The sequence below is a fragment of the Streptomyces sp. NRRL F-5727 genome (assembly GCF_000719555.1).
In the GTDB taxonomy this organism is placed as follows: domain Bacteria; phylum Actinomycetota; class Actinomycetes; order Streptomycetales; family Streptomycetaceae; genus Streptomyces.
This window is the reverse complement of the sequence record NZ_JOGX01000006.1, coordinates 43418-64730: the sequence shown is the minus strand read 5'-3', so window position 1 is coordinate 64730 and position 21313 is coordinate 43418. Positions and strand designations below refer to the sequence as shown.

Below are 21313 nucleotides of genomic sequence, written 5' to 3'. Positions count from 1 at the left end.
CGCTCATCCGTGAGCACCTTTTCGCATCTGAGAGAAATTGTTGGCACCGAGTGCCTTGTCACGTGACACGGCGTGCCATACGTTGAGGGTGTCCGGGCGGCCGGAGCACAGCGAAAGACCGTGTTCCGGCTGTCCCCACAGCCCTACGGCCGTGCGCCCGGACGCCTGCGTCACAGGCACCCTCGCGCCCCACCAACGGCGCCGCCACCGCACCACCCGAGCCGAACCGACGGCACACCTCCACAGCAGCAGCACTCCCCGACGTATCCCTCAGGCGTCCGCTCCCGGACGCTCTCCGCCGGAGGCACACCGTGAAGGAAATCCTGGACGCGATCCAGTCGCCGGACTCCACGTCCGCCGACTTCGCGAACATCAAGCTCCCCGAGTCGTACCGGGCCGTCACCGTCCACAAGGACGAGGCCGAGATGTTCGCCGGAGTCGCCAGCCGCGACAAGGACCCCCGCAAGTCGCTCCACCTCGACCAGGTCCCCGTCCCCGAGCTCGGCCCGGGCGAGGCGCTCGTCGCCGTCATGGCCAGCTCCGTGAACTACAACTCGGTCTGGACCTCGATCTTCGAGCCCGTCTCGACCTTCGGCTTCCTGGAGCGCTACGGACGCCTCTCCGAGCTCACCAAGCGCCACGACCTGCCGTACCACGTCATCGGCTCCGACCTCGCCGGCGTCGTGCTCCGCACCGGCCCCGGCGTCAACGCCTGGAACCCGGGCGACGAGGTCGTCGCGCACTGTCTGTCGGTCGAGCTGGAGTCGTCCGACGGCCACAACGACACCATGCTCGACCCCGAGCAGCGGATCTGGGGCTTCGAGACCAACTTCGGCGGGCTCGCCGAGATCGCCCTCGTGAAGTCCAACCAGCTGATGCCCAAGCCGAAGCACCTCAGCTGGGAGGAGGCCGCCGCCCCCGGCCTGGTGAACTCCACCGCCTACCGCCAGCTGGTCTCCCGCAACGGCGCCGGCATGAAGCAGGGCGACAACGTCCTCATCTGGGGCGCCTCCGGCGGCCTCGGCTCCTACGCCACCCAGTTCGCGCTGGCCGGCGGCGCCAACCCGATCTGCGTCGTCTCCTCCCCCGAGAAGGCCGACATCTGCCGCGCCATGGGCGCCGACGCGGTCATCGACCGCAACGCCGAGGGCTACAGGTTCTGGAAGGACGAGAACACCCAGGACCCGCGCGAGTGGAAGCGCTTCGGCTCCAAGATCCGCGAGCTGACCGGCGGCGAGGACATCGACATCGTCTTCGAGCACCCCGGCCGCGAGACCTTCGGCGCCTCGGTCTACGTCACCCGCAAGGGCGGCACCATCACCACCTGCGCCTCCACCTCGGGCTACATGCACCAGTACGACAACCGCTACCTGTGGATGTCGCTGAAGCGGATCATCGGCTCGCACTTCGCCAACTACCGCGAGGCGTGGGAGGCCAACCGTCTGATCGCCAAGGGCAAGATCCACCCCACCCTGTCGAAGACGTACACCCTGGAGGAGACCGGCCAGGCCGCGTACGACGTCCACCGCAACCTGCACCAGGGCAAGGTCGGCGTCCTCGCCCTCGCCCCCCAGGAGGGCCTCGGCGTCCGCGACGAGGAGCTGCGGGCGCAGCACATCGACGCCATCAACCGCTTCCGCAACATCTGAGCCCGGGGACCGCACATGACTGAGCGCCAGAAGGATCGGCCGTGGCTCATGCGGACGTACGCCGGTCACTCGACCGCCGAGGCGTCCAACGAGCTGTACCGGCGCAACCTCGCCAAGGGCCAGACCGGTCTGTCGGTCGCGTTCGACCTGCCGACCCAGACGGGCTACGACCCCGACCACGTCCTCGCCCGCGGCGAGGTCGGCCGGGTCGGCGTGCCCGTCTCGCACCTCGGTGACATGCGCCGGCTGTTCCAGGACATCCCCCTGGAGCAGATGAACACCTCGATGACCATCAACGCCACGGCGATGTGGCTCCTGGCGCTCTACCAGGTGGCGGCCGAGGAGCAGGGTGCGGACATCACCAAGCTCCAGGGCACCACCCAGAACGACATCGTGAAGGAGTACCTGTCGCGCGGGACGCACGTCTTCCCGCCCGGCCCCTCGCTCCGCCTCACGACGGACATGATCGCGTACACGGTCAACAACATCCCGAAGTGGAACCCGATCAACATCTGCAGCTACCACCTGCAGGAGGCGGGGGCCACTCCGGTCCAGGAGATCTCGTACGCGATGTCCACCGCCATCGCGGTCCTCGACTCCGTCCGCGCCTCGGGGCAGGTCCCCGAGGAGCGGTTCGGCGAGGTCGTCGCCCGCATCTCCTTCTTCGTGAACGCGGGCGTCCGCTTCATCGAGGAGATGTGCAAGATGCGCGCCTTCGGCCGCATCTGGGACACGATCACCCGCGACCGGTACGGGATCGAGGACGCCAAGCAGCGGCGCTTCCGCTACGGCGTCCAGGTCAACTCGCTCGGCCTCACCGAGGCCCAGCCGGAGAACAACGTCCAGCGGATCGTCCTGGAGATGCTGGCCGTCACCCTCTCCAAGGACGCCCGCGCCCGCGCCGTCCAGCTCCCGGCCTGGAACGAGGCCCTGGGCCTCCCCCGGCCCTGGGACCAGCAGTGGTCGCTCCGCATCCAGCAGGTCCTCGCCCACGAGTCCGACCTCCTGGAGTACGACGACATCTTCGCCGGCTCCCACGTCATCGAGGCCAAGGTCGACGCCCTCGTCACCGAGTGCCTGGCCGAGATCGACCGGATCCAGGAGATGGGCGGCGCCATGGCCGCCGTCGAGTCCGGCTACCTCAAGGCCCAGCTCGTCTCCTCGCACGCCGAGCGGCGCGCCCGGATCGAGTCCGGCGAGGACAAGATCGTCGGCGTGAACGTCTTCGAGACGACCGAGCCGAACCCGCTCACCGCGGACCTCGACACCGCCATCCAGACCGTCGACCCGGCCGTCGAGGCCCGCGTGGTCGACGCCGTCACCCGCTGGCGCGCCGAGCGGCAGGAGTCCACGGACCGCCAGGGCAACGGCGACCCGTTCGTCTTCCCGACCACCCAGCAGGCCCTGGAGCAGCTCAAGGAGGCCGCGCGGGGCACCGAGAACCTCATGGAGGCCACCCTGGAGTGCGCCCGCGCCGGTGTCACCACCGGCGAGTGGGCCGGGGCGCTGCGCGAGGTCTTCGGCGAGTACCGCGCCCCCACCGGCGTCTCCTCCGCCCCGGTCGCCGTGCCGGCCGAGTCCGGCTCCCCGCTGGCCGAGGTCCGCCGCAAGGTGGACCGCACCGCCGAGGACCTGGGCATCGGCAAGCTCCGCTTCCTGGTCGGCAAGCCGGGCCTGGACGGGCACTCCAACGGCGCCGAGCAGATCGCCGTCCGGGCCCGCGACGCCGGCTTCGAGGTGGTCTACCAGGGCATCCGGCTCACCCCGGAGCAGATCGTGGACGCGGCCCTCGAGGAGGACGTGCACGCCGTCGGCCTGTCGATCCTCTCCGGCTCGCACGCCCAGCTCGTCCCGGACGTCCTGGACCGGCTCAAGCAGGCCGGCGCCACCGACATCCCGGTCGTGGTGGGCGGGATCATCCCGAACGCCGACGGCGAGGAACTGCGCCGCGCGGGTGTGGCCGCCGTCTTCACCCCGAAGGACTTCGGTATCACCGAGATCATCGGCCGTATCGTCGACGAGATCCGGAAAGCGAACAAGCTCGACTCCCTGGAGGTCCCCGCATGACCAGCCCCGTGAACCGGCTGCGCCCCCGCCGCTCCTGCCTCGCGGTGCCCGGCTCCAACCCGCGCTTCCTGGAGAAGGCCCAGGGTCTCGCCGCCGACCAGGTCTTCCTCGACCTGGAGGACGCCTGCGCCCCGCTGGCCAAGCCCGAGGCCCGCCACACCATCGTCAAGTTCCTCAACGAGGGCGACTGGACCGGCAAGACCCGCGTGGTCCGCGTCAACGACTGGACGACCCACTGGACGTACCGCGACGTCGTCACGGTCGTCGAGGGCGCCGGCCAGAACCTCGACTGCATCATGCTGCCGAAGGTCCAGGACGCCCAGCAGATCGTCGCGCTCGACCTGCTGCTCACGCAGATCGAGAAGACGATGGGCTTCGAGGTCGGCAAGATCGGCATCGAGGCGCAGATCGAGAACGCCCAGGGCCTGACCAACGTCAACGCGATCGCCCAGGCTTCCCAGCGCGTCGAGACGATCATCTTCGGCCCGGCTGACTTCATGGCCTCCATCAACATGAAGTCCCTCGTCGTCGGCGAGCAGCCGCCCGGCTACCCGGCGGACGCGTACCACCACATCCTGATGAGCATCCTGATGGCGGCCCGCGCCAACAACCTCCAGGCGATCGACGGCCCCTACCTGCAGATCCGCAACCAGGAGGGCTACAAGGCGGTCGCGCAGCGCGCCGCCGCCCTGGGCTTCGACGGCAAGTGGGTGCTCCACCCGGACCAGGTCGCCGCCGCGAACGAGATCTTCTCGCCGTCGCAGGAGGACTACGACCACGCCGAGCTGATCCTCGACGCGTACGACTACTACACGTCCGAGGCCGGCGGGAAGAAGGGCTCCGCGATGCTCGGCGACGAGATGATCGACGAGGCGTCCCGCAAGATGGCGCTGGTCATCTCCGGCAAGGGCCGCGCCGCCGGCATGCAGCGCACCAGCAAGTTCGAGATCCCGGAGGCCTGACCCCATGCAGTTCGGCCGCACCTACGAAGAGTTCGAGATCGGCGCCGTCTACAAGCACTGGCCCGGAAAGACGGTCACCGAGTACGACGACCACCTCTTCTGTCTGCTGACGATGAACCACCACCCGCTTCACATGGACGTGAACTACGCGGAGAACACGACGGACTTCAAGAAGAACGTCGTCGTCGGCAACTACATCTACTCGCTGCTGCTCGGCATGTCCGTGCCGGACGTCTCCGGCAAGGCGATCGCCAACCTGGAGATCGAGTCGCTGCGGCACGTGGCGCCGACCTTCCACGGCGACACGATCTACGGCGAGACCACGGTCCTCGACAAGACCCCGTCGAAGTCGAAGACCGACCGCGGCATCGTCTACGTCGAGACCAAGGGCTACAAGCAGGACGGCACCCTGGTGTGCGTCTTCCGCCGCAAGGTGATGGTCCCGACGGCCGAGTACATCGAAGCGCGCGGCGGCGAGCAGCCCGGCCGCCCCGAGCTCATCGAGCCTTCCAAGAAGTCGGAGAAGTAAGCCATGGCGCGACTCGCCCAGACCCACGGTCTGACCGATGTCCAGCAGGAGATCCTCGCCACCGTGCGGGACTTCGTCGACAAGGAGATCATCCCGGTCGCGACCGAGCTGGAGCACCGCGACGAGTACCCCCAGCAGATCGTGGACGGGCTCAAGGAGCTCGGCGTCTTCGGTCTGATGATCCCCGAGGAGTACGGGGGCCTGGGTGAGTCGCTGCTCACCTACGCGCTGTGCGTGGAGGAGATCGCGCGCGGCTGGATGTCGGTCTCCGGCATCATCAACACCCACTTCATCGTCGCGTACATGCTGAAGCAGCACGGCACCCAGGAGCAGAAGGAGTACTTCCTCCCGCGGATGGCGGCCGGCGAGACGCGTGGCGCTTTCTCGATGTCGGAGCCGGGGCTCGGCTCGGACGTGTCGGCCATCACCTCGAAGGCGGTGAAGGACGGCGACGAGTACGTCCTGAACGGCCAGAAGATGTGGCTGACCAACGGCGGTACGTCAACGCTGGTCGCCGTTCTCGTCCGAAGTGACGAAGGCCACCCCGAGGGCACCGCGCCCCACAAGTCGATGACGACCTTCCTCGTCGAGAAGGAGCCCGGCTTCGGAGAGGTCCGCCCCGGCCTCACCATCCCCGGCAAGATCGACAAGATGGGTTACAAGGGCGTCGACACGACCGAGCTCATCATGGACGGCCTGCGCATTCCGGCCAATAGGGTCCTCGGCGGGGTCACCGGGCGAGGGTTTTACCAAATGATGGACGGCGTCGAGGTCGGCCGGGTGAACGTGGCGGCCCGTGGTTGCGGCGTCGCTCAGCGTGCTTTCGAACTGGGCGTCCAGTATGCCCAACAGCGTCACACTTTCGGAAAGCCGATCGCCCAGCACCAGGCCATCCAGTTCAAGCTGGCCGAAATGGCTACCAAGGTCGAGGCTGCCCATGCCATGATGGTGAACGCAGCACGCAAAAAGGACTCCGGGGAACGAAACGACCTCGAAGCAGGGATGGCGAAGTACCTCGCCTCCGAATACTGCAAGGAGGTCGTCGAGGATGCCTTCCGCATTCACGGCGGCTACGGGTTCTCGAAGGAGTACGAGATCGAGCGTCTCTACCGCGAGGCGCCGATGCTGCTCATCGGTGAAGGTACCGCCGAGATCCAGAAAATGATCATTGGCCGCCGCCTCCTGGAGGAGTACCGCTTCCAGGGCTGATTGTCGGTTTTGAGTCGATTCGGCCGCGAAGAAGATCACACACCGTGCTCGTCTTCCGGCCGTCGACTCGGTTCCTGGCTTGCCCAGTTGCGCCCCGCAACCGATAGCATCGCCGGAAAGCCGCCGTCCCCCGTTGCCAGCGCGGCATCATCCGCTACGAAGGTCATCCATGCCCCACAGCCCAAACTCTGCACACCGCGACAGCCTCAAGGGCGTACGCATCGCACGCGGAGCATCGCCGTGGCTTCTGCCGACCGTCGCCACGGCGGCGCTCAGCCTCGCGCGCTCCGGCCGCTCGAAGCGCGCGCGCGCGATCGCCGTGCCGACCACCGCGCTCGCGGCCGGCATGCTGTGGTTCTTCCGCGACCCCGAGCGCGAGATCGCCCAGGGCCGCGTCATCTCCCCCGCCGACGGCGTGGTGCAGAGCATCATGCCGTGGAAGGACGGGCGCACCCGGGTCGCCATCTTCATGAGCCCGCTCAACGTGCACGTCAACCGTGCGCCGCTGGCCGGCACGGTGACCTCGGTCGAGCACGTCCCCGGCGGCTTCGTCCCGGCCTTCAACAAGGAGTCCGAGAACAACGAGCGCGTCGTCTGGCACTTCGACACCGAGCTCGGTGACATCGAGATGGTCCAGATCGCGGGTGCCGTGGCGCGGCGGATCGTGCCGTACCTCCCGCAGGGGACGAAGGTCGAGCAGGGTGACCGGATCGGCCTGATCCGTTTCGGCTCGCGCGTCGACATCTACCTTCCGGAGGGTGTCGAGGTCGCCGTCGAGGTGGGACAGGTCACGACCGCGGGGGTGACTCGCATTGACCGTGATTGATCCCGACACACGAGCCGCCGACTGGGCCGCCGACGCCGACGCGGAGGCGGCCGACGAGGCGGAGGAGATGCCGCTGTCGCTGAGGCTGTCCATAGCGGACGCCCTCACGCTCGGTAACGCCACGTGTGGCTTCATGGCGGTGTACTTCACCACCACGGGCATCCTCATCCCGCACCTCACCGGCAGCACGGAGACGGGCATGGCGCGGAACAGCGCCGCCACCGCCGTGATACTGATGCTGTGCGCGGCGATCTTCGACCTCTTCGACGGCATCGTGGCGCGCAAGCTCCGCAGCTCGCCGATGGGCGCCGAGCTCGACAACCTGTCGGACCTGATCAGCTTCGGTCTGGCCCCGGCGTACTTCGTGCTCGTCTACGGCATGGTCGCGGACGACGCGCAGCAGAAGGTCTCGGCGGTCGCCGCGATCGTGGTGCTGCTCGCCGTGGTGCTGCGGCTGGCCCGGTTCTCCTGCGTGACGATGAAGGACGGCATGTTCCAGGGCATGCCGAGCCCCTTCGGCGCGCTGACGGTGGTCTCGATCATCCTGCTCGAGCTGCCGTTCATCCCGACGCTGCTCGCGATCATCGGCACCGCGTGGCTGATGGTGAGCCGGGTCGAGTACCCCAAGCCGCGGGGTGTCCTCGCGGCCGCCATGCTCAGCTGGATCGTCGGAGCGATGGCCATGCTGGCCGCCTGGGCGTTCGACGCCCCCGGCGGGCAGTTCCTGCTCCAGGCCGGCTGTGCCCTCCAGGTCGTGCTGGGCGCCGTGATCCCCCTCTTCGCGACGGCCCGCCGAGTCAACACCTTCCGCGGCAACCGGCGGGAGAGCCGGGAGGCGCGGCAGGCGGAGGCGGCGCAGCTGCGCTGACCCCGGCCGCACGGAACGGGTGAAGGGCCCGGAGGCATCGCGCCTCCGGGCCCTTCGTCATGCCGTCACACCGTCACGCCGCCAGGACCTTGTAGTACAGGGTCGTGGGCCGCAGGACGCCGGCCGGGTCGGCGGCGTACGCCGGGATGGTGCCGGCCGCGGTCCAGCCGGCGCCCCGGTACAGGCGCTCGGCGGGGCTGTCGGTCTGGGTGTCCAGGACGAGGAGGGTGAGGCCGGTGGCGGCCGCGTGGGCCTCGGCGGCGGCGAGCAGGCGGCGGCCGAGGCCCCGGCCGCGGGCCGAGCGGTGGACGAGGAGCCGGGCTATCTCGCCGCGGTGCCGGCCGTTGGCCGTGGCCGTACGGAGGAGGGTGACGGCCCCGGTGACGGCGCCGTCCGGCCCGAAGGCCGCCCACACGTCCCGGCTGCCCGCGGTCCCGGCCCACCAGGCGGCGGCCTCGGCGGGCTCCACGGGCGCCAGGAAGCCGACGGAGGCGCCGCCGTCCACGGCGTCCACGAGGAGCGCGGCGAGGCCGTCGGTGTGCTCCCGTACGCCGTCGGCGGCGAGGAGCTCGATGCGGTCGCCGGGCGCGAGGCGCTTCTCCAGGAAGAGCAGGCCCGGCCGGTCCTCCCAGGGCTCGGCGGGCTCGAAGCCCAGCTTCCGGTAGAGCGCGAGGGGGCCCTCCCGCCACTCCCAGACGGTGAGCCGCACCGCGGGCGCGCCCGCCGCGGCGGCCCGGCGCAGCGCCTCGCCCATGAGCGCCGCGGCGAGCCCCCGGCCGCGGGCCTCCGGCTCGACCCACACCCGCTTGACCTCGGGGACGGCCCCGGCCTTCAGGACGAGACAGCCGACGGCCTCGCCCGTCTCCGGGGCCGCGGCGAGCAGCACGGTGTCGGCGGCGAAGGCGGTGACGGGGTCCTCCGCCTCGGCGCGGCGGGCGGCCGGCAGATCGGCCGGCCCGGTCACCGCGGCGCCCTTCTCCGCCTCGGTGGCGAGGTGGTAGGCGGTGAGCAGGGCGGGCAGGCGCGGGTGGGCGGCGTTCTCCTCGATCAGTGCGTTCATGGCCCGAGCATCACACCGGAACATTTCCTTCTTGTGACGCGCCCGAGGGGCGGGGACGGATGCCGTCCCCGCCCCTCGGGCGTCGGAGCCGGTCAGGGGGTGTAGGTCTCGGCCGCCTCGGAGACGAAGGGCTGCCGGACCGTACGCATCCCGCCGGGGACCTTCTTGTCGGGCTGGAGGATGACCGACTGGCGGGACGACGGCGCCTTCGGGTCGCTGAAGTCGTGGGTCATGCCGAAGCCGGGGTCGTGGGCGCTGAGGATGAGGAGCGCCTTGGCGACGCCCTCGCGGCTGAGGTCGCCCTTCTCGCACGCCTTCCTCAGGATCTCGCCGAAGGCGGACACGGCGGTCCAGCCGGCGACGACGCCGTTGTCGAGGCCGTCGTCCGGGTAGGCGGCCGCGTAGTCGGCGGCGAGCTTCTTGGCGACCGGGGTGTCGGCGCCGACGGGGAGGCTCGGGGAGGCGAACCAGTACATCTTCTCCAGGGCCGGTCCCGCCTGGGTGCCGAGGAGCTGCGGGGCGAAGGCCGAGTTGTTGCCGACGACGGGGACGCGGAGGCCGGTCGCGGCGGCGACGCCGACCAGGGAGGCGGCCTGGCGGGGCCCGGCGCTGACCAGGACGGCCTTCACGCCGGCCTGCTTGAGCGCGGCGACCTGCGCCGACATGTCGTTGTCGGTCGGCTTGATCTTCTGCTCGACGACGGTGAGGCCGGCCTTCTCGGCTGCGTACTTGGAGCCCTTGAGCGCGTTCTCGCCGTAGTCGCCCTCGAAGTAGACGTGCCCGAGCTTGTCGCCCTTGGCGAGGCCCTTCTCGGTGACGAGGAAGTCGACCGCGTTGATCGTCTCGACGTCGTAGGTGGCGCCGAGGACGCGGATGTACGGGGAGCCGAGCAGCGAGGCCGACCACGCCTGGGGCATGACCAGGCCCTTGTCCTGGCCGTCGACGCGCTGCTTGACGGCGGCGACGAACGGGGAGCCGATGAACTGGGGGTAGCCGACGACCTTGGGCTCCAGCTCGGTGTAGGCGGCGAGCGCCTTCTGCGGGTCGTAGCCGTGGTCGCGGACGGTGAGCTCCAGCGTGCGGCCGCAGATGCCGCCGGCGGCGTTGACCTGCTTCACGTACAGCTGCTGGGCCTGGGTGACGCTCTTGCCGAGGGTGGCGTAGACGCCGGTCATGTCGGTGAGCGCGCCGAGCGTGATGGTGGTGTCGGTGACGCCCTCGCCGGTCTTGATCCCGCCCGCGCCGGTCTGCTTGCCGTCGCCGGTCTTCGCCTTGGAGCTGCAGCCCGCGGCGGTGAGCGCGACCAGCGTGGCGAGCGCCGCGGCGAGGCCCCGCACGGCCGCCTGTCGTCTGTGCTTCATCGTGTCTCCCCTGAGGGTCGGTGGATCGGGGTTCGCGCGACGAGCCTCGCGAGGCCGCCGGGCAGGAAGAGGACGACGCCGACGACGGCGGCGCCGTAGAGGTAGCGGGCGGCCTCGCCGGGGGCGACGCCACCGGTGCCGGGGGCGGAGACCAGCGGCAGCGCCTCGGCGTACCGGCCGAGGACCTGCGGGAGCAGGGCGACGAAGACGCCGCCCGCGACGGCCCCGGCGACCGAGCCGAGGCCGCCGATGACGATCATCGCCAGGTACTCCAGGGAGAGCGCCATGCCGAAGTACTCGGGCACGGTCCGCTGGAAGACCAGGGCGAGCAGGACGCCGGCCAGGCCCGCGTACATGGAGGAGAGCACGAAGACGGCGGCCCGGTGCCGGGCGACCGGGATGCCCATCACGCCGGCCGCGATCCGGTGGTCGCGGATGGCGTTCATGGCCCGTCCGGGGCGGCCGCGGAGCACCCCGCGGGCGAACAGCACCCCGCCGAGCAGCAGGACCAGACCCAGGTACCAGAGCTTCTCGACGGAGCCGAACGGCACCTGGAGGACGAGGAGTTCGGCGTCGTCGAAGGTGAGGCCGAAGAGGTTCAGCGGGGGGACGGCCCGGCCGTTGTAGCCGCCGGTGAGGCCGTGGGCGTTGAAGAGGACGTGCTGGCCGATGAAGATCAGCGCGAGGGTGGCGATGCCGAGGTACGCGCCGTGCAGCCGGCCCGCGATGGGGCTGAACACCCCGCCGGCGAGGCCCGCGAGGCCGACGGCGAGGACGGCGGCGAGCCAGCCGGGCAGGCCGAGGCCGGAGAGCCCGTCGGTGCCGTCGCCGGCGAGGGCGCAGTAGCCGTAGGCGCCGACGGCGAGGAAGAAGGCGTGGCCCATGGAGAGCTGGCCGGTGGCGCCGGTGAGGAGGTTGATGCCGATCGCGCCGAGGGCGGCGGCCATGGCGAAGAGCCCGGCCTGGAGCCAGAACCGCTCCAGGTAGAAGGGGAGGGCGAGGAGGACGAGGCCGCCGAGGCCGGCGGCGGCCCGGGCGTACGCCCTGGCGGGGGTCCTGCGGGGCTCAGACACGGGCGAGCTCCTTCGTGCCGAAGAGGCCGGCCGGGCGGATCAGCAGCACCGCGACCATCACCAGGTACGGGGCGAGGTCCCCGATCCCCCGGCCGAGGAAGGCCAGGTCGGACTGGTAGCCGGTGGCGAGGGACTCGGTGACGCCGACGATCAGGCCGCCGGCGAGCGCGCCGGTGGTGGAGTCGAGGCCGCCGAGGATCGCGGCGGGGAACGCCTTGAGCGCGGCGAGCGAGGTGCCCCGCTCCAGGCCGGGGGTGGGGAAGACGGTGAGGAAGAGCGCGGCGACCGCGGCCAGGGCCCCGGCGACCGCCCAGGCGCCGAGCGAGACCCTGCCGAGCCGGACGCCCATCAGGGCGGCGGTCTCCTGGCTCTCGGCGGCGGCCCGCATGGCCACGCCCCAGGAGGTGTGCCGGAAGGCGAGGAGGAAGGCGGTGATGAGGAGGGCGGCGGCGAGCAGGGCGGCGATCCGGGTCTCCGCGATCGTCACCGGGCCGAGGGTGACGACGGCGTCGCCCCACGGGTCGCCGAGCGAGAGGATGTCGGTGCCGATGCGGCGGGTCAGCTCGGTGGCGAGGAGGATGTCGACGCCGATGGTGACGATGGCGAGGACGCTGTGGTCAGCGCCCCGGTGGCGGCGCATCACCAGGAACTCGACGGCGGCGCCGACGACGGCCGCGCCCGCCGTCCCGGCGGCCAGCGCGGGCCAGAAGCCGAGCGGTTCGTGGAGGACGGCGACGAGGTAGCCGCCGGCCAGGAGCAGCGAGGCGTGGGCGAAGTTGACGACCTCCGTGGCGCGGAAGATGACGACGAAGCCGAGGGCGATGAGGGCGTAGATGGAGCCCAGGGAGAGCCCGTTGATGAGGAACTCGGCGAAGGTGCTCACGCGGCGGTCTCCTCTCCGAGGTAGGCGCGGACGACCGCCGGGTCGTTCTGTACGTCGGCGGGGCTGCCGTCGGCGATGCGGCGGCCGAATTCGAGGACGGTGACGGAGTCGGCGAGCCGCATGACGAGGCCCATGTCGTGCTCGACGAGGAGCACGGAGATGCCGAGGCCGTCGCGGACGCCGGCGATGACGGCGGCGGTGCGGCGGCGCTCGTCGGCGGTCATGCCGGCGACGGGTTCGTCGAGGAGGAGCAGGGTGGGCTCCATGCAGAGGGCGCGGGCCAGTTCGGCGAGCTTCTGCTGTCCGTACGGGAGGGAGCCCGCGGGTTTCGCGAGCTGGTCGCCGAGGCCGACGAAGTCGGCGATCTCGCGGACGCGGGCCCGGTGCCGGGCCTCCTCGCGGGCGGCGGACGGCAGCCGGAGCCCGGCGGCGAGGAAGCCGGTGCGGGTGAGCCGGTGGCGGCCGAGCATCAGGCTGTCCTCGACGGTGGCGCGCGGCGGCAGGGCCAGGTTCTGGAAGATCCGGCCGACGCCGAGGCCGGCGATCCGGTGCGGGGGCAGCTCGGTCAGCTCGTGGTCGCCGAGGCGCACGGAGCCGGAGGTGGCCCGGTACACCCCGGAGAGCACGTTGAAGCAGGTGGACTTGCCGGCGCCGTTGGGCCCGATGAGGGCGTGCACGGTGCCGGGGCGGACGGTGAAGTCGACGCCGTCGAGGGCGGTGAGTCCGGCGAAGCGGACGGTGAGGCCGGTGACGGTGAGGGCGGGCACGTCGTCGCGGGCCGGGGCGGCTCCGGGGCCGGGGGTGCGCGGGGCGGGGACGGTCGGCTCGTCCGGGGTGCTCATCGGGGGGTCTCCTTGCGGCGCGGGCCGCGGGGGGTTTCGTCCCAGCGGGACAGGACGGGGTGGGCGGCCCTGGCCCGGGCGGCGTCCTCCGCCGCGTCGGCGTCGACGACGCCGAGGTAGCGGCGGCGGACCTCGTCGGAGGCGGCGAGTTCGGCCGCCGGGCCGGAGAGGGTGACCTCGCCGACCTCCAGGACGTACGCGTGGGAGGCGAGCCGGAGGGCGAGCGCCGCGTTCTGCTCGACGAGCAGCACGGCCGTGCCCTGGGCGTTGATCTCCCGGACGGCGTCCGCGATCCGGGCCGCCATCAGCGGGGCCAGGCCGAGCGACGGCTCGTCGAGGAGGAGCAGTTCGGGGGCGGCCATCAGGGCGCGGCCGACGGCGAGCATCTGCTGCTCGCCGCCGGAGAGCAGCCCGGCGGGCTGCCGGGAGCGCTCCGCGAGGACGGGGAAGAGTTCGTGGACCCGGCGCAGGGCGGCGGCCTTCGCGGCGCGGTCGCCGCGCCGGGCGAGCCCGCCGGCCCGCAGGTTGTCCTCGACCGTCATCCGGGCGAAGACCTGCCGGCCCTCGGGGACCTGGCAGACGCCGGCGGCCACGACGCGGTCGGGCGGCAGCCCGTCGAGCGGCCGGCCGGACGCGGCGACCGTGCCGGAGACCACGGCGCCGCCGTGGAACCGCAGGGTCCGCGAGACCGCCCGCAGCAGTGTGGACTTGCCGGCGCCGTTGCCGCCGAGGACGGTGACGACGGCGCCCGCGGGCACGGTCAGCGACACGCGCCTGAGCGCGTGCACCGGTCCGTATCCCGCCGTCAGATCCGTCACCGTCAGGGCGGGTGCGGTACCTCCCATGACTCCCCTTTCCCCGGCCGCCGTTGTTACTCGTGCGTGCTACTCGGCCGTTCGGTGGCGCTCACCCCAGCACCGCGCGGACCGCCCGTCCACGCCCGGCGGGAGAATCGCTGCCGGTGACCAGCGGGGCCGCCGGGGGGCTGTGCATGCGCACAACGCTGCGCGTCAGGGCGTTGCCGTGGGGCGCGGGGCGGTGGATGCTCCCGGCATGGGACGGCGCAGACGGCGGACCGGTGACGACTGGAAGGTGCTCGCGCGGGCGTGCACGGCGCTTCTGGAGCGGGTGCCGGAACTGGTGGACGAGCATCTGACGGAGCTGCACGCGTACGAGCCCGCCTACGGGCGGATCGTGCCCTACGACCAGCACTGGCAGGAGGCTCAGGAGGCGATGCGGATCGGGATCGAGATGATCTCGGCGCCCCGGCACTCGCCCCGGCGGGACCTGGAGCACGCGGAGCTGCTGGGCCGGCGGCGGGCCGAGCAGGGCATGCCGCTGGAGCTGGTGGTGCACGCGTACCGGCACGCCGGGCATCTGGTGTGGGACGCGCTGATCGAGGGCGCGGGCCCCGACGCGGCGCAGCTCGCGGCGCTGATGCAGTCGGCGACGACGGTCTGGTCGGCGGTGGACGCGCAGGCGGACCGCGCCTCGGAGGCGTACCGGGCGACCGAGGCGGAGCTGCGGCGCCGCACGGACGAGCAGCTGCAGGCGCTCCTGGACGCGCTGCTGCAGGGCCAGCGGGCGCCGGAGATGGTGGCGCGGGCGGCGGCGGGCCTGGACCTGCCGGAGCAGGGCCGGTACGCGGTGGTGGTCCTGCGCCCGGACCGCCGGGAGGAGCGCGAGCCCTTCCACCGCCAGGTGCGGGCGGAGGGGCTGCGGTTCCTGTGGCGGATGCGGGCCGACTGCGAGATCGGGGTGGTGGCGCTGGCCGACGGCACGGGCCTGGACGCGCTGGCGGACCTCCTCGACGGGCGGGCCCCGGGCCCGGGCGGCATCAGCCCGGTCGTCACGGGCCTCACCGAACTGGGCCGTGCCCGCCGCCTCGCCGAACTCGCCCTCCGCACCTGCCCGCCCGGCTCGCGCCAGGTCGTCCGCCTGGACCGCCGCATGACGGGCGCGCTGATCGTGGGTCAGCCGGACCTGGCGGACCTCCTCGTCACGGACGTCCTCGGCGCCCTCCTCGAACTCGACCCGGCGGACCGGGCGGTGCTCCTGGAGACGCTGGACGCGTGGCTGGAGTGCGAGGGCTCGGCGGGGCGGGCGGCGGGCCGCCTCTACTGCCACCGCAACACGGTCTTCAACCGGCTGCGGCGGCTTGAGCAGTTGACGTCCCGGTCGCTGTCCCGGCCGCGGGACCTCACGGAGATGACCTTGGCACTGGACGCGTTCCGGCTGACTGCGTCAGGGTGAGCGGATGACGTCCGAGACCTCCCCTCCCGCGCCTCCTCGCCCGCGCAGACCTCCCCTGTCCCGAAGCACCCGCATGATCCTGCGGGTGACGACGGCACTGGCGGTGGCCGCCGGGGCGTTGGCATGGGTCGCCGCCGACGTGCTGATCGTCCCCGCCGATCGGCGAAGTCTGGACGTCGCGAACGTCGAGGGCGTCTGGACCGAGGAAGACGGTGGAGGGCGTCTCACCATACGCGGGGACGGCACCGCGTCCCTGACGGGAGCGTCGTTGTCCGCATCCTGCGAGTGGCTGATGGAATCGGTCGCCCAGCCGGCCGGCCTCACGTGGAAGTTCGGCGACATCGATGAGCCACGGGCGCTCTTCATGAGCTTCCAGGATCCCGCTGCCCAGAGCTGCAGCCTCTATGTCGACGTCGACGGCACCGGCGAACGGGCGACCGTTCACCCGGACCACTGGGCGGACGCCGACGGCAATCGCTACAGCGACTACGTACGCGAGCCCCGTTGACCTGGCAGGATCCCCCCGTGACCATGACGACGAACACGCGTACGACAACCATGCGGCGGCGGCCGGTTGCCGCAGTGGTGCTGATCGCCGTGGGGCTGCTGGCCCCGGTGGTCCAGACGCTGGGGTCCCTGGTGGCGGAGTCCACGCGGCTGGTGGTTCTGCTGGCCGCGTTCGGGGCCCCCTGGCCGTACTGGCTCGCCATGGCGGTGCTGTGCGCGGTGGGCGTCCGGCTGGCGGGCAGGCGGGGGTGGGCCCGTGAGGGGCTGGTCGCGGTGTGCGCGGCGGCGGCCGTGCTGCTGGTGTTCCTGCGGGTGGTCCTCGGCGACTTCCTCTCCCCCGGCTGGGAGGAGTCGGAGCGCTGGGCCGCGCCGGAAGGCGTGGAGCGGTACGTGACGGTGGAGACGGGCGCCGCGCTCATCGACCCGCTGTGGCGCGTGACGGTGGTCTCCGGGTCGGGTCTCACCGCCCGAAGCCATCCGGTGGCCATGTACGGGGAGCGCTCGGGCTTCGTCGCGGTCGCCTGGGACGGGCCGGACGCCCTCCTGGTCACCGGCAGCGACGGGACGACGCGGATCACGCTGGACCCGTCGACCGGCGCTCCGGACCGGACGGTCGACGCGGGCTGACGGCCGCCGAGGCCGGGCGTCACGGGACGCCCGGCCGTGGAAGGGCTACGCCAGGAAGTCCCGCGCGATGTGCGAGGCGACCTCCTCCAGGAGGGGGCCCGCGTTCGGGATGGACTTGGCCGGGTCGGGCTCCAGGGCCGAGAGGGGGTAGGCGCGGCGGATGCCGGCCGCGCCGAGGGTCTCCGGCGGGAGGGCCAGGCGGCCGCAGACCGCGACGACCTCCTTGCCGGCCGCGCGGGCCGCCGCCGCGACGCCCGCGGGGGCCTTGCCGTGGAGGGTCTGCGCGTCGAGGGAGCCCTCGCCGGTGATGACGAGCGTGGCGCGCTCCAGCGCGGGGGCGAAGCCGAGGACCTCCAGCATCAGCTCGATGCCGGGGCGGAAGCTCGCGCCGAGGAGGAGGGCGCCGTAGCCGATGCCGCCCGCGCCGCCCGCGCCCGGGGAGGCGGCGAGCTCGGTGGCCTTCGGGCCGATCGCCCGCTCCAGGACCTGCGCGTAGTGGGCGAGGGCCGCGTCGAGGGTCTCGACGTCCTCGGGCGTGGCGCCCTTCTGCGGGCCGTAGACGGCGGGCGCGCCCTTGGGGCCGGTCAGCGGGTTGTCGACGTCGCTGGCGAGGATGAACTCGACGCCGTCGAAGCGCGGGTCGAGGGCGGTCAGGTCGGCGGAGGCCAGCTCCGCGAGGGCCGCGCCGCCGGGGCCGACCGGGTCGCCGGCCGCGTCGAGGAAGCGGGCGCCGAGCGCGGCGAGCATGCCGGCGCCGCCGTCGGTGGTGGCGCTGCCGCCGACGCCGAAGACGATCGTGGTCGCGCCCGCGTCGAGCGCGGCCCGCAGCAGTTCGCCGGAGCCGTACGTCGTGGCGGTCAGCGGGGCGAACGTGCCGGCGGGGAGGAGCTGGAGGCCGGACGCCTCCGCCATCTCGACGACCGCGGTGGTGCCGCGCAGCGCGAACGCGGCGGTGACGGGGTCGCCGACCGGTCCCGTGACCCGTACCTCCCGCCGCTCGAACCCGGCCGCGACGGCCGCCGCGACCGTGCCGTCGCCGCCGTCGGCGACGGGCAGGGCCTCGACCGAGAGGCCGGGGACGACCCTGCGGAGTCCCGCCGTGACCCGCTCCGCGACCTGTACGGCCGTGAGCGAGCCCTTGAACTTGTCGGCCGCCACGAGCACGTGAGCGACCTGAGTTGCTGCTCCGTCCGTCACCTTGCATCCCTTGCTTTCGAACAGGCAGTCGCGCCAGGGCCGACCCTATCCGCACGGCCAGACGGCGTGCCACCCCCGGATGAGAGGAAATGTCCGACCATAGTGGGCTCACATGAGCACGGATATGAACGAACGGCCGTCCCCGGATCACGTACCGGAACGGCACGCGCCCGACGCGCAGGTCATCGGGATCGGCGTGGCCGCCGTCGTCGGGGTGGTCGCCTGGGCGGCGCTCGGCAAGGACTCCTTCGACAGCGCCTCCTCCGCCGCCCTCTCCTGGGTCCTCGACAACTTCGCGTGGCTGTTCGTGGTCGGCGCGGACGCCTTCCTGGTGCTGTGCGTGGTGCTCGCGCTGAGCCGGTTCGGCCGGATCCGGCTGGGCGCGGACGACTCGGAGCCGGAGTTCACCAATCTGGCGTGGATCGCGATGATGTTCAGCGCCGGCATGGGCATCGGCCTGATGTTCTACGGCGTCGGGGAGCCGCTCCAGCACTTCCTGGACCCGCCGCCGGGCGGCGGCCCGGCGGGCACGGGCGCGGCGGCCCGGACGGCGATGGAGTACTCCTTCTTCCACTGGACGCTGACCCCGTGGGCGATCTACGGCATCGCCGGCCTGGCGCTGGCGTACGCGGGCTTCCGCAAGGGCCGGGGCAACCGGCTGAGCAGCGCCTTCGTCCCGCTGCTCGGCGCCCGCCGGGCCGCGTCCTGGCAGGGCAGGGCGATCGACCTGCTCGCCGTCTTCGCGACCGTCTTCGGCACGGCGACTAGCCTGGGCCTGGGCGCGCTCCAGGTCTCCGAGGGGCTCGACCTCACGATGGGCGTCGAGGACTCGACGGCCACCCAGCTGATCATCATCGCCTCGCTGTCGGCGGCGTTCGTCCTGTCGGCCTTCTCGGGCCTGCACAAGGGCGTGAAGTGGCTGTCGACGCTGAACATCGTGCTCGCCGCCTGCCTGGCGCTCTTCGTCTTCCTGCTCGGCCCGACCGTCTACGTCCTGGACACGATCCCGGCCTCGGTCGGCGGCTACCTGCACCAGCTGCTGCCGATGGCGAGCCGCACCGGCGCCTTCACCGACCGCGAGTGGCTGGGCGCCTGGACGATCTTCTACTGGGCGTGGTGGCTGTCCTGGGCGCCGTTCGTCGGCACCTTCATCGCCCGGATCTCGCGCGGCCGGACCATCCGCGAGTTCCTGGTGGGCGTGCTGCTCGTGCCGTCGGGGGCGACGGTGGTCTGGTTCTGCGTGATGGGCGGCACGGCGATCCGGCTGGAGTCCACCGGTGAGGCCGATCTGGCGACCGCCGTGCAGGACGGGGCGGAGGCGTCGCTCTTCGCGATGCTGGAGGCGCTGCCGCTGGGCACGGTCACCTCGGTGATCGCGATGCTCCTGGTGATGACGTACTTCGTGACCAGCGCCGACTCGGCCTCCCTCGTCATGGGCTCGCTGACCAGCCGGGGCTCGCTGCACCCGCCGACCTGGCTGGTGGTGACCTGGGGTGTGCTGATGGCGGCCGTCGCGGCGGTGCTGCTGGTGGCGGGCGGCCTGAACTCGCTCCAGACGGCGACGATCCTGGTCGCGCTGCCGTTCGTGGTGGTGATGCTGGTGCTGTGCTGGGCGCTGGTGCGCGAGCTGCGCGAGGACCCGGGCGCGGGCCCGGCCCGGCACCACGCCCTGCACGGGATGCGGGACGCGGTACGGGCCCTGGTCGGCGAGGCGCTGACCGAGCAGGGCGGCGGGACCCGGCACCACCGGCTGCACCGCGCGGCCCGCTCCCGCGCCGACGCCGAGGGCGGCGAGCCGCCGCGGGAGGGAGGGGCGTGACGGGCTCCACGGCGCCTCGGCCGGCGCCCGCCGGACCGGATCTCGCCGACCGGATCCTCGGCGGCTGGACCGGGCGGATCGCCGGGAACATGCTCGGCAAGCCGGTCGAGCAGGGCGAGCACTGGACGCGGGAGCGGATCGACGCCTATCTGCGGCTCACCGGCGCACTGCCGCTCACCGACTATCTGCCGCCCCCGCCGCCCGGCGCGGAGGACTTCGGGCTGCGGCCCGAGTGGCCCGCGTGCGTGCGGGGCGGGATCCGGGAGAGCTGCCGGGACGACGACGTCGACTACACCCTGCTCGGGCTGCACCTGCTCGAGACGTACGGCTTCGGCTTCACCACCGAGCAGGTGGGCGAGCTGTGGCTGCTGCGGCTGCCGTACCTCCAGACGTACACCGCCGAGCGGGCCGCCTACCGGAACCTCGCCAACGGGCTGCGGCCGCCGCTGACCGCCACGTACGACAACCCCTACCAGGAGTGGATCGGGGCGCTGATCAGGGCGGACGTCTACGGCTGGACGAGCCCGGGCGACCCGCGCCGGGCGGCCGGCCTGGCCCGCCGGGACGCGGTGGTCTCGCACACCGGGAACGGGGTGTACGGGGCGATGTGGGCGGCCGCCCTGGTCGCCGCCGCCTTCACCGCGCCCGACGCCCGCTCCGCCCTGGTCACGGCCCTGGAGGTGGTGCCGCCGGGCAGCCGGCTGGCCCGGACGGTGCGGGAGACGATCGCGCTGTACGAGGCGGGGCTCGACTGGTCGGCGACGCTCGACGAGATGGCGGCGCGCACGGCGGGGCTCGGCTGGATCCACGTGGTGCCCAACGCGGCCGTGCTGACGGCCGGGCTGCTCCACGGCCAGGGCGACTTCACCCGCACGATCGCGCTGACCGTCCGCGGCGGCCTGGACACGGACTCCAACGGGGCGACGGCCGGATCGGTGGCCGGGGTGCTGTGCGGGGCGGCGGCGATCCCGCCGCAGTGGTCGGCGCCGCTGCGCGACCGGGTGCGCAGCGCGGTGTACGGCTTCGACGGCGCCGGGATCGGCGAACTCGCCGAGCGGACGCTGCGGCTGGCTACGCTGGTGCCGTGACCGTCACCGATTACGCCACGTACATCGCCGGCCTCCCCCGGGTGCTCGCCGCTGCCGCCGCGCTCTTCCGGGACGCCCGGGGCCGGGTCCTCGTCGTGAAGCCGAACTACCGCGAGGGCTGGGCCCTGCCCGGCGGCACGGTCGAGTCGGACACCGGCGAGACGCCCCGGCAGGCGGCCCGCCGCGAGACCGCCGAGGAGATCGGCCTGGACGTGCCGCTGGGGCCGCTGCTCACGGTGGACTGGGTGCAGAGCACGCTGCGGCCGCCGATCGTGGCGTACGTGTACGACGGCGGGGTGCTGTCCGAGGAGCGGTTCGCGGAGATCCGGCTCCAGGACGAGGAGTTGCTCTCCTGGAAGCTGATCGAGCGCTCCGAGGTGACGGCGCACCTGCCGGGCAGCCTGGGCCTGCGGGTGCTCGCCGCGCTGGACGTGCTGGCCGGCGGACAGGGGCCGGCGGAGCTGGAGAACGGCCTCCCGGCGGCGAACTGAGA

20 protein-coding genes and 1 pseudogene are annotated in these 21313 nt (G+C 72.3%); 13 read left to right on the top strand and 8 right to left on the bottom strand.

Annotation, left to right across the window (positions count from 1 at the left end; genetic code table 11):
- The first annotated feature begins 311 nt into the window (after nt 1-311).
- From ccrA to pssA, 7 genes are all read left to right on the top strand, one after another.
- Nucleotides 312-1649, top strand: coding sequence for a crotonyl-CoA carboxylase/reductase (gene ccrA, locus IF73_RS0106675; RefSeq protein ID WP_031004485.1), 1338 nt, complete (start codon nt 312-314; stop codon nt 1647-1649).
- A gap of 15 nt (nt 1650-1664) precedes the next feature.
- Entirely contained in the window at nt 1665-3716 is a 2052-nt protein-coding gene (locus tag IF73_RS0106670; RefSeq protein ID WP_031004484.1) for a protein meaA, read from the top strand.
- The gene (locus tag IF73_RS0106665) at nt 3713-4678 is read left to right on the top strand and encodes an HpcH/HpaI aldolase/citrate lyase family protein (RefSeq protein WP_015037486.1); all 966 of its coding nucleotides are present in this window, start codon (nt 3713-3715) and stop codon (nt 4676-4678) included. The genes IF73_RS0106670 and IF73_RS0106665 overlap by 4 nt, the downstream gene beginning before the upstream one ends.
- A gap of 4 nt (nt 4679-4682) precedes the next feature.
- Nucleotides 4683-5207 carry a MaoC family dehydratase gene (locus IF73_RS0106660; RefSeq protein ID WP_031004480.1) on the top strand — a complete coding sequence of 175 codons (525 nt, stop codon included), beginning with the start codon at nt 4683-4685 and terminating at the stop codon, nt 5205-5207.
- 3 nt (nt 5208-5210) lie between these two features.
- Nucleotides 5211-6416: an acyl-CoA dehydrogenase family protein gene (locus IF73_RS0106655; RefSeq protein ID WP_031004478.1), complete on the top strand. Its 1206-nt coding sequence runs from the start codon at nt 5211-5213 to the stop codon at nt 6414-6416.
- Between the two features lie 169 nt (nt 6417-6585).
- Nucleotides 6586-7242 carry a phosphatidylserine decarboxylase gene (locus IF73_RS0106650; protein ID WP_031004476.1) on the top strand — a complete coding sequence of 219 codons (657 nt, stop codon included), beginning with the start codon at nt 6586-6588 and terminating at the stop codon, nt 7240-7242.
- Nucleotides 7235-8110, top strand: coding sequence for a CDP-diacylglycerol--serine O-phosphatidyltransferase (pssA, locus tag IF73_RS0106645; RefSeq protein WP_031004474.1), 876 nt, complete (start codon nt 7235-7237; stop codon nt 8108-8110). Before IF73_RS0106650 ends, pssA begins: the two co-directional genes overlap by 8 nt.
- A gap of 73 nt (nt 8111-8183) precedes the next feature.
- On the opposite strand, the gene IF73_RS41890 is transcribed toward pssA, so the two are convergent.
- The 7 genes and pseudogenes from IF73_RS41890 to IF73_RS0106615 all read right to left on the bottom strand — a co-directional run bounded on the left by IF73_RS41890 (nt 8184) and on the right by IF73_RS0106615 (nt 14174).
- Complete coding sequence (locus IF73_RS41890) at nt 8184-8684, bottom strand: GNAT family N-acetyltransferase (protein ID WP_037878492.1); 501 nt, start codon at nt 8682-8684, stop codon at nt 8184-8186.
- A gap of 39 nt (nt 8685-8723) precedes the next feature.
- Nucleotides 8724-9170 (bottom strand): annotated as a pseudogene (locus IF73_RS41885) (GNAT family N-acetyltransferase); the annotation flags it as partial.
- 92 nt (nt 9171-9262) lie between these two features.
- Complete coding sequence (locus IF73_RS0106635; RefSeq protein ID WP_031004470.1) at nt 9263-10531, bottom strand: ABC transporter substrate-binding protein; 1269 nt, start codon at nt 10529-10531, stop codon at nt 9263-9265.
- Nucleotides 10528-11604 carry a branched-chain amino acid ABC transporter permease gene (locus tag IF73_RS0106630; RefSeq protein ID WP_037878428.1) on the bottom strand — a complete coding sequence of 359 codons (1077 nt, stop codon included), beginning with the start codon at nt 11602-11604 and terminating at the stop codon, nt 10528-10530. Before IF73_RS0106630 ends, IF73_RS0106635 begins: the two co-directional genes overlap by 4 nt.
- Entirely contained in the window at nt 11597-12487 is an 891-nt protein-coding gene (locus tag IF73_RS0106625) for a branched-chain amino acid ABC transporter permease (RefSeq protein WP_031004466.1), read from the bottom strand. Before IF73_RS0106625 ends, IF73_RS0106630 begins: the two co-directional genes overlap by 8 nt.
- Nucleotides 12484-13329, bottom strand: coding sequence for an ABC transporter ATP-binding protein (locus tag IF73_RS0106620; protein ID WP_051716586.1), 846 nt, complete (start codon nt 13327-13329; stop codon nt 12484-12486). The genes IF73_RS0106625 and IF73_RS0106620 overlap by 4 nt, the downstream gene beginning before the upstream one ends.
- Nucleotides 13326-14174 (bottom strand): ABC transporter ATP-binding protein, encoded by an 849-nt coding sequence (locus IF73_RS0106615; protein WP_051716585.1) that lies wholly within the window; start codon nt 14172-14174, stop codon nt 13326-13328. Before IF73_RS0106615 ends, IF73_RS0106620 begins: the two co-directional genes overlap by 4 nt.
- Nucleotides 14175-14382: 208 nt before the next feature.
- Here IF73_RS0106615 and IF73_RS0106610 point away from each other — a divergent pair, with 208 nt between their 5' ends.
- The 3 genes from IF73_RS0106610 (at nt 14383) to IF73_RS0106600 (ending at nt 16716) form a co-directional block, all read left to right on the top strand.
- Nucleotides 14383-15582, top strand: coding sequence for a PucR family transcriptional regulator (locus IF73_RS0106610; protein ID WP_031004460.1), 1200 nt, complete (start codon nt 14383-14385; stop codon nt 15580-15582).
- An 85-nt stretch (nt 15583-15667) separates the two neighbouring features.
- Nucleotides 15668-16090, top strand: coding sequence for a hypothetical protein (locus IF73_RS0106605; protein ID WP_158821943.1), 423 nt, complete (start codon nt 15668-15670; stop codon nt 16088-16090).
- A 23-nt stretch (nt 16091-16113) separates the two neighbouring features.
- The gene (locus IF73_RS0106600) at nt 16114-16716 is read left to right on the top strand and encodes a hypothetical protein (RefSeq protein WP_158821941.1); all 603 of its coding nucleotides are present in this window, start codon (nt 16114-16116) and stop codon (nt 16714-16716) included.
- 45 nt (nt 16717-16761) lie between these two features.
- On the opposite strand, the gene IF73_RS0106595 is transcribed toward IF73_RS0106600, so the two are convergent.
- Complete coding sequence (locus tag IF73_RS0106595) at nt 16762-17913, bottom strand: glycerate kinase (protein ID WP_031004455.1); 1152 nt, start codon at nt 17911-17913, stop codon at nt 16762-16764.
- A gap of 112 nt (nt 17914-18025) precedes the next feature.
- Between IF73_RS0106595 and IF73_RS0106590 the strand changes: the two genes are divergently transcribed.
- From IF73_RS0106590 to IF73_RS0106580, 3 genes are read left to right on the top strand one after another with little or no spacing between them, the layout of a single operon-like run.
- Nucleotides 18026-19732 (top strand): BCCT family transporter, encoded by a 1707-nt coding sequence (locus tag IF73_RS0106590; RefSeq protein ID WP_031004453.1) that lies wholly within the window; start codon nt 18026-18028, stop codon nt 19730-19732.
- Nucleotides 19729-20820, top strand: a complete 1092-nt coding sequence (locus IF73_RS0106585; protein ID WP_031004450.1) for an ADP-ribosylglycohydrolase family protein — start codon at nt 19729-19731, stop codon at nt 20818-20820. The genes IF73_RS0106590 and IF73_RS0106585 overlap by 4 nt, the downstream gene beginning before the upstream one ends.
- Nucleotides 20817-21311, top strand: coding sequence for an NUDIX domain-containing protein (locus tag IF73_RS0106580; RefSeq protein ID WP_031004439.1), 495 nt, complete (start codon nt 20817-20819; stop codon nt 21309-21311). The genes IF73_RS0106585 and IF73_RS0106580 overlap by 4 nt, the downstream gene beginning before the upstream one ends.
- Nucleotides 21312-21313 lie beyond the last annotated feature (2 nt).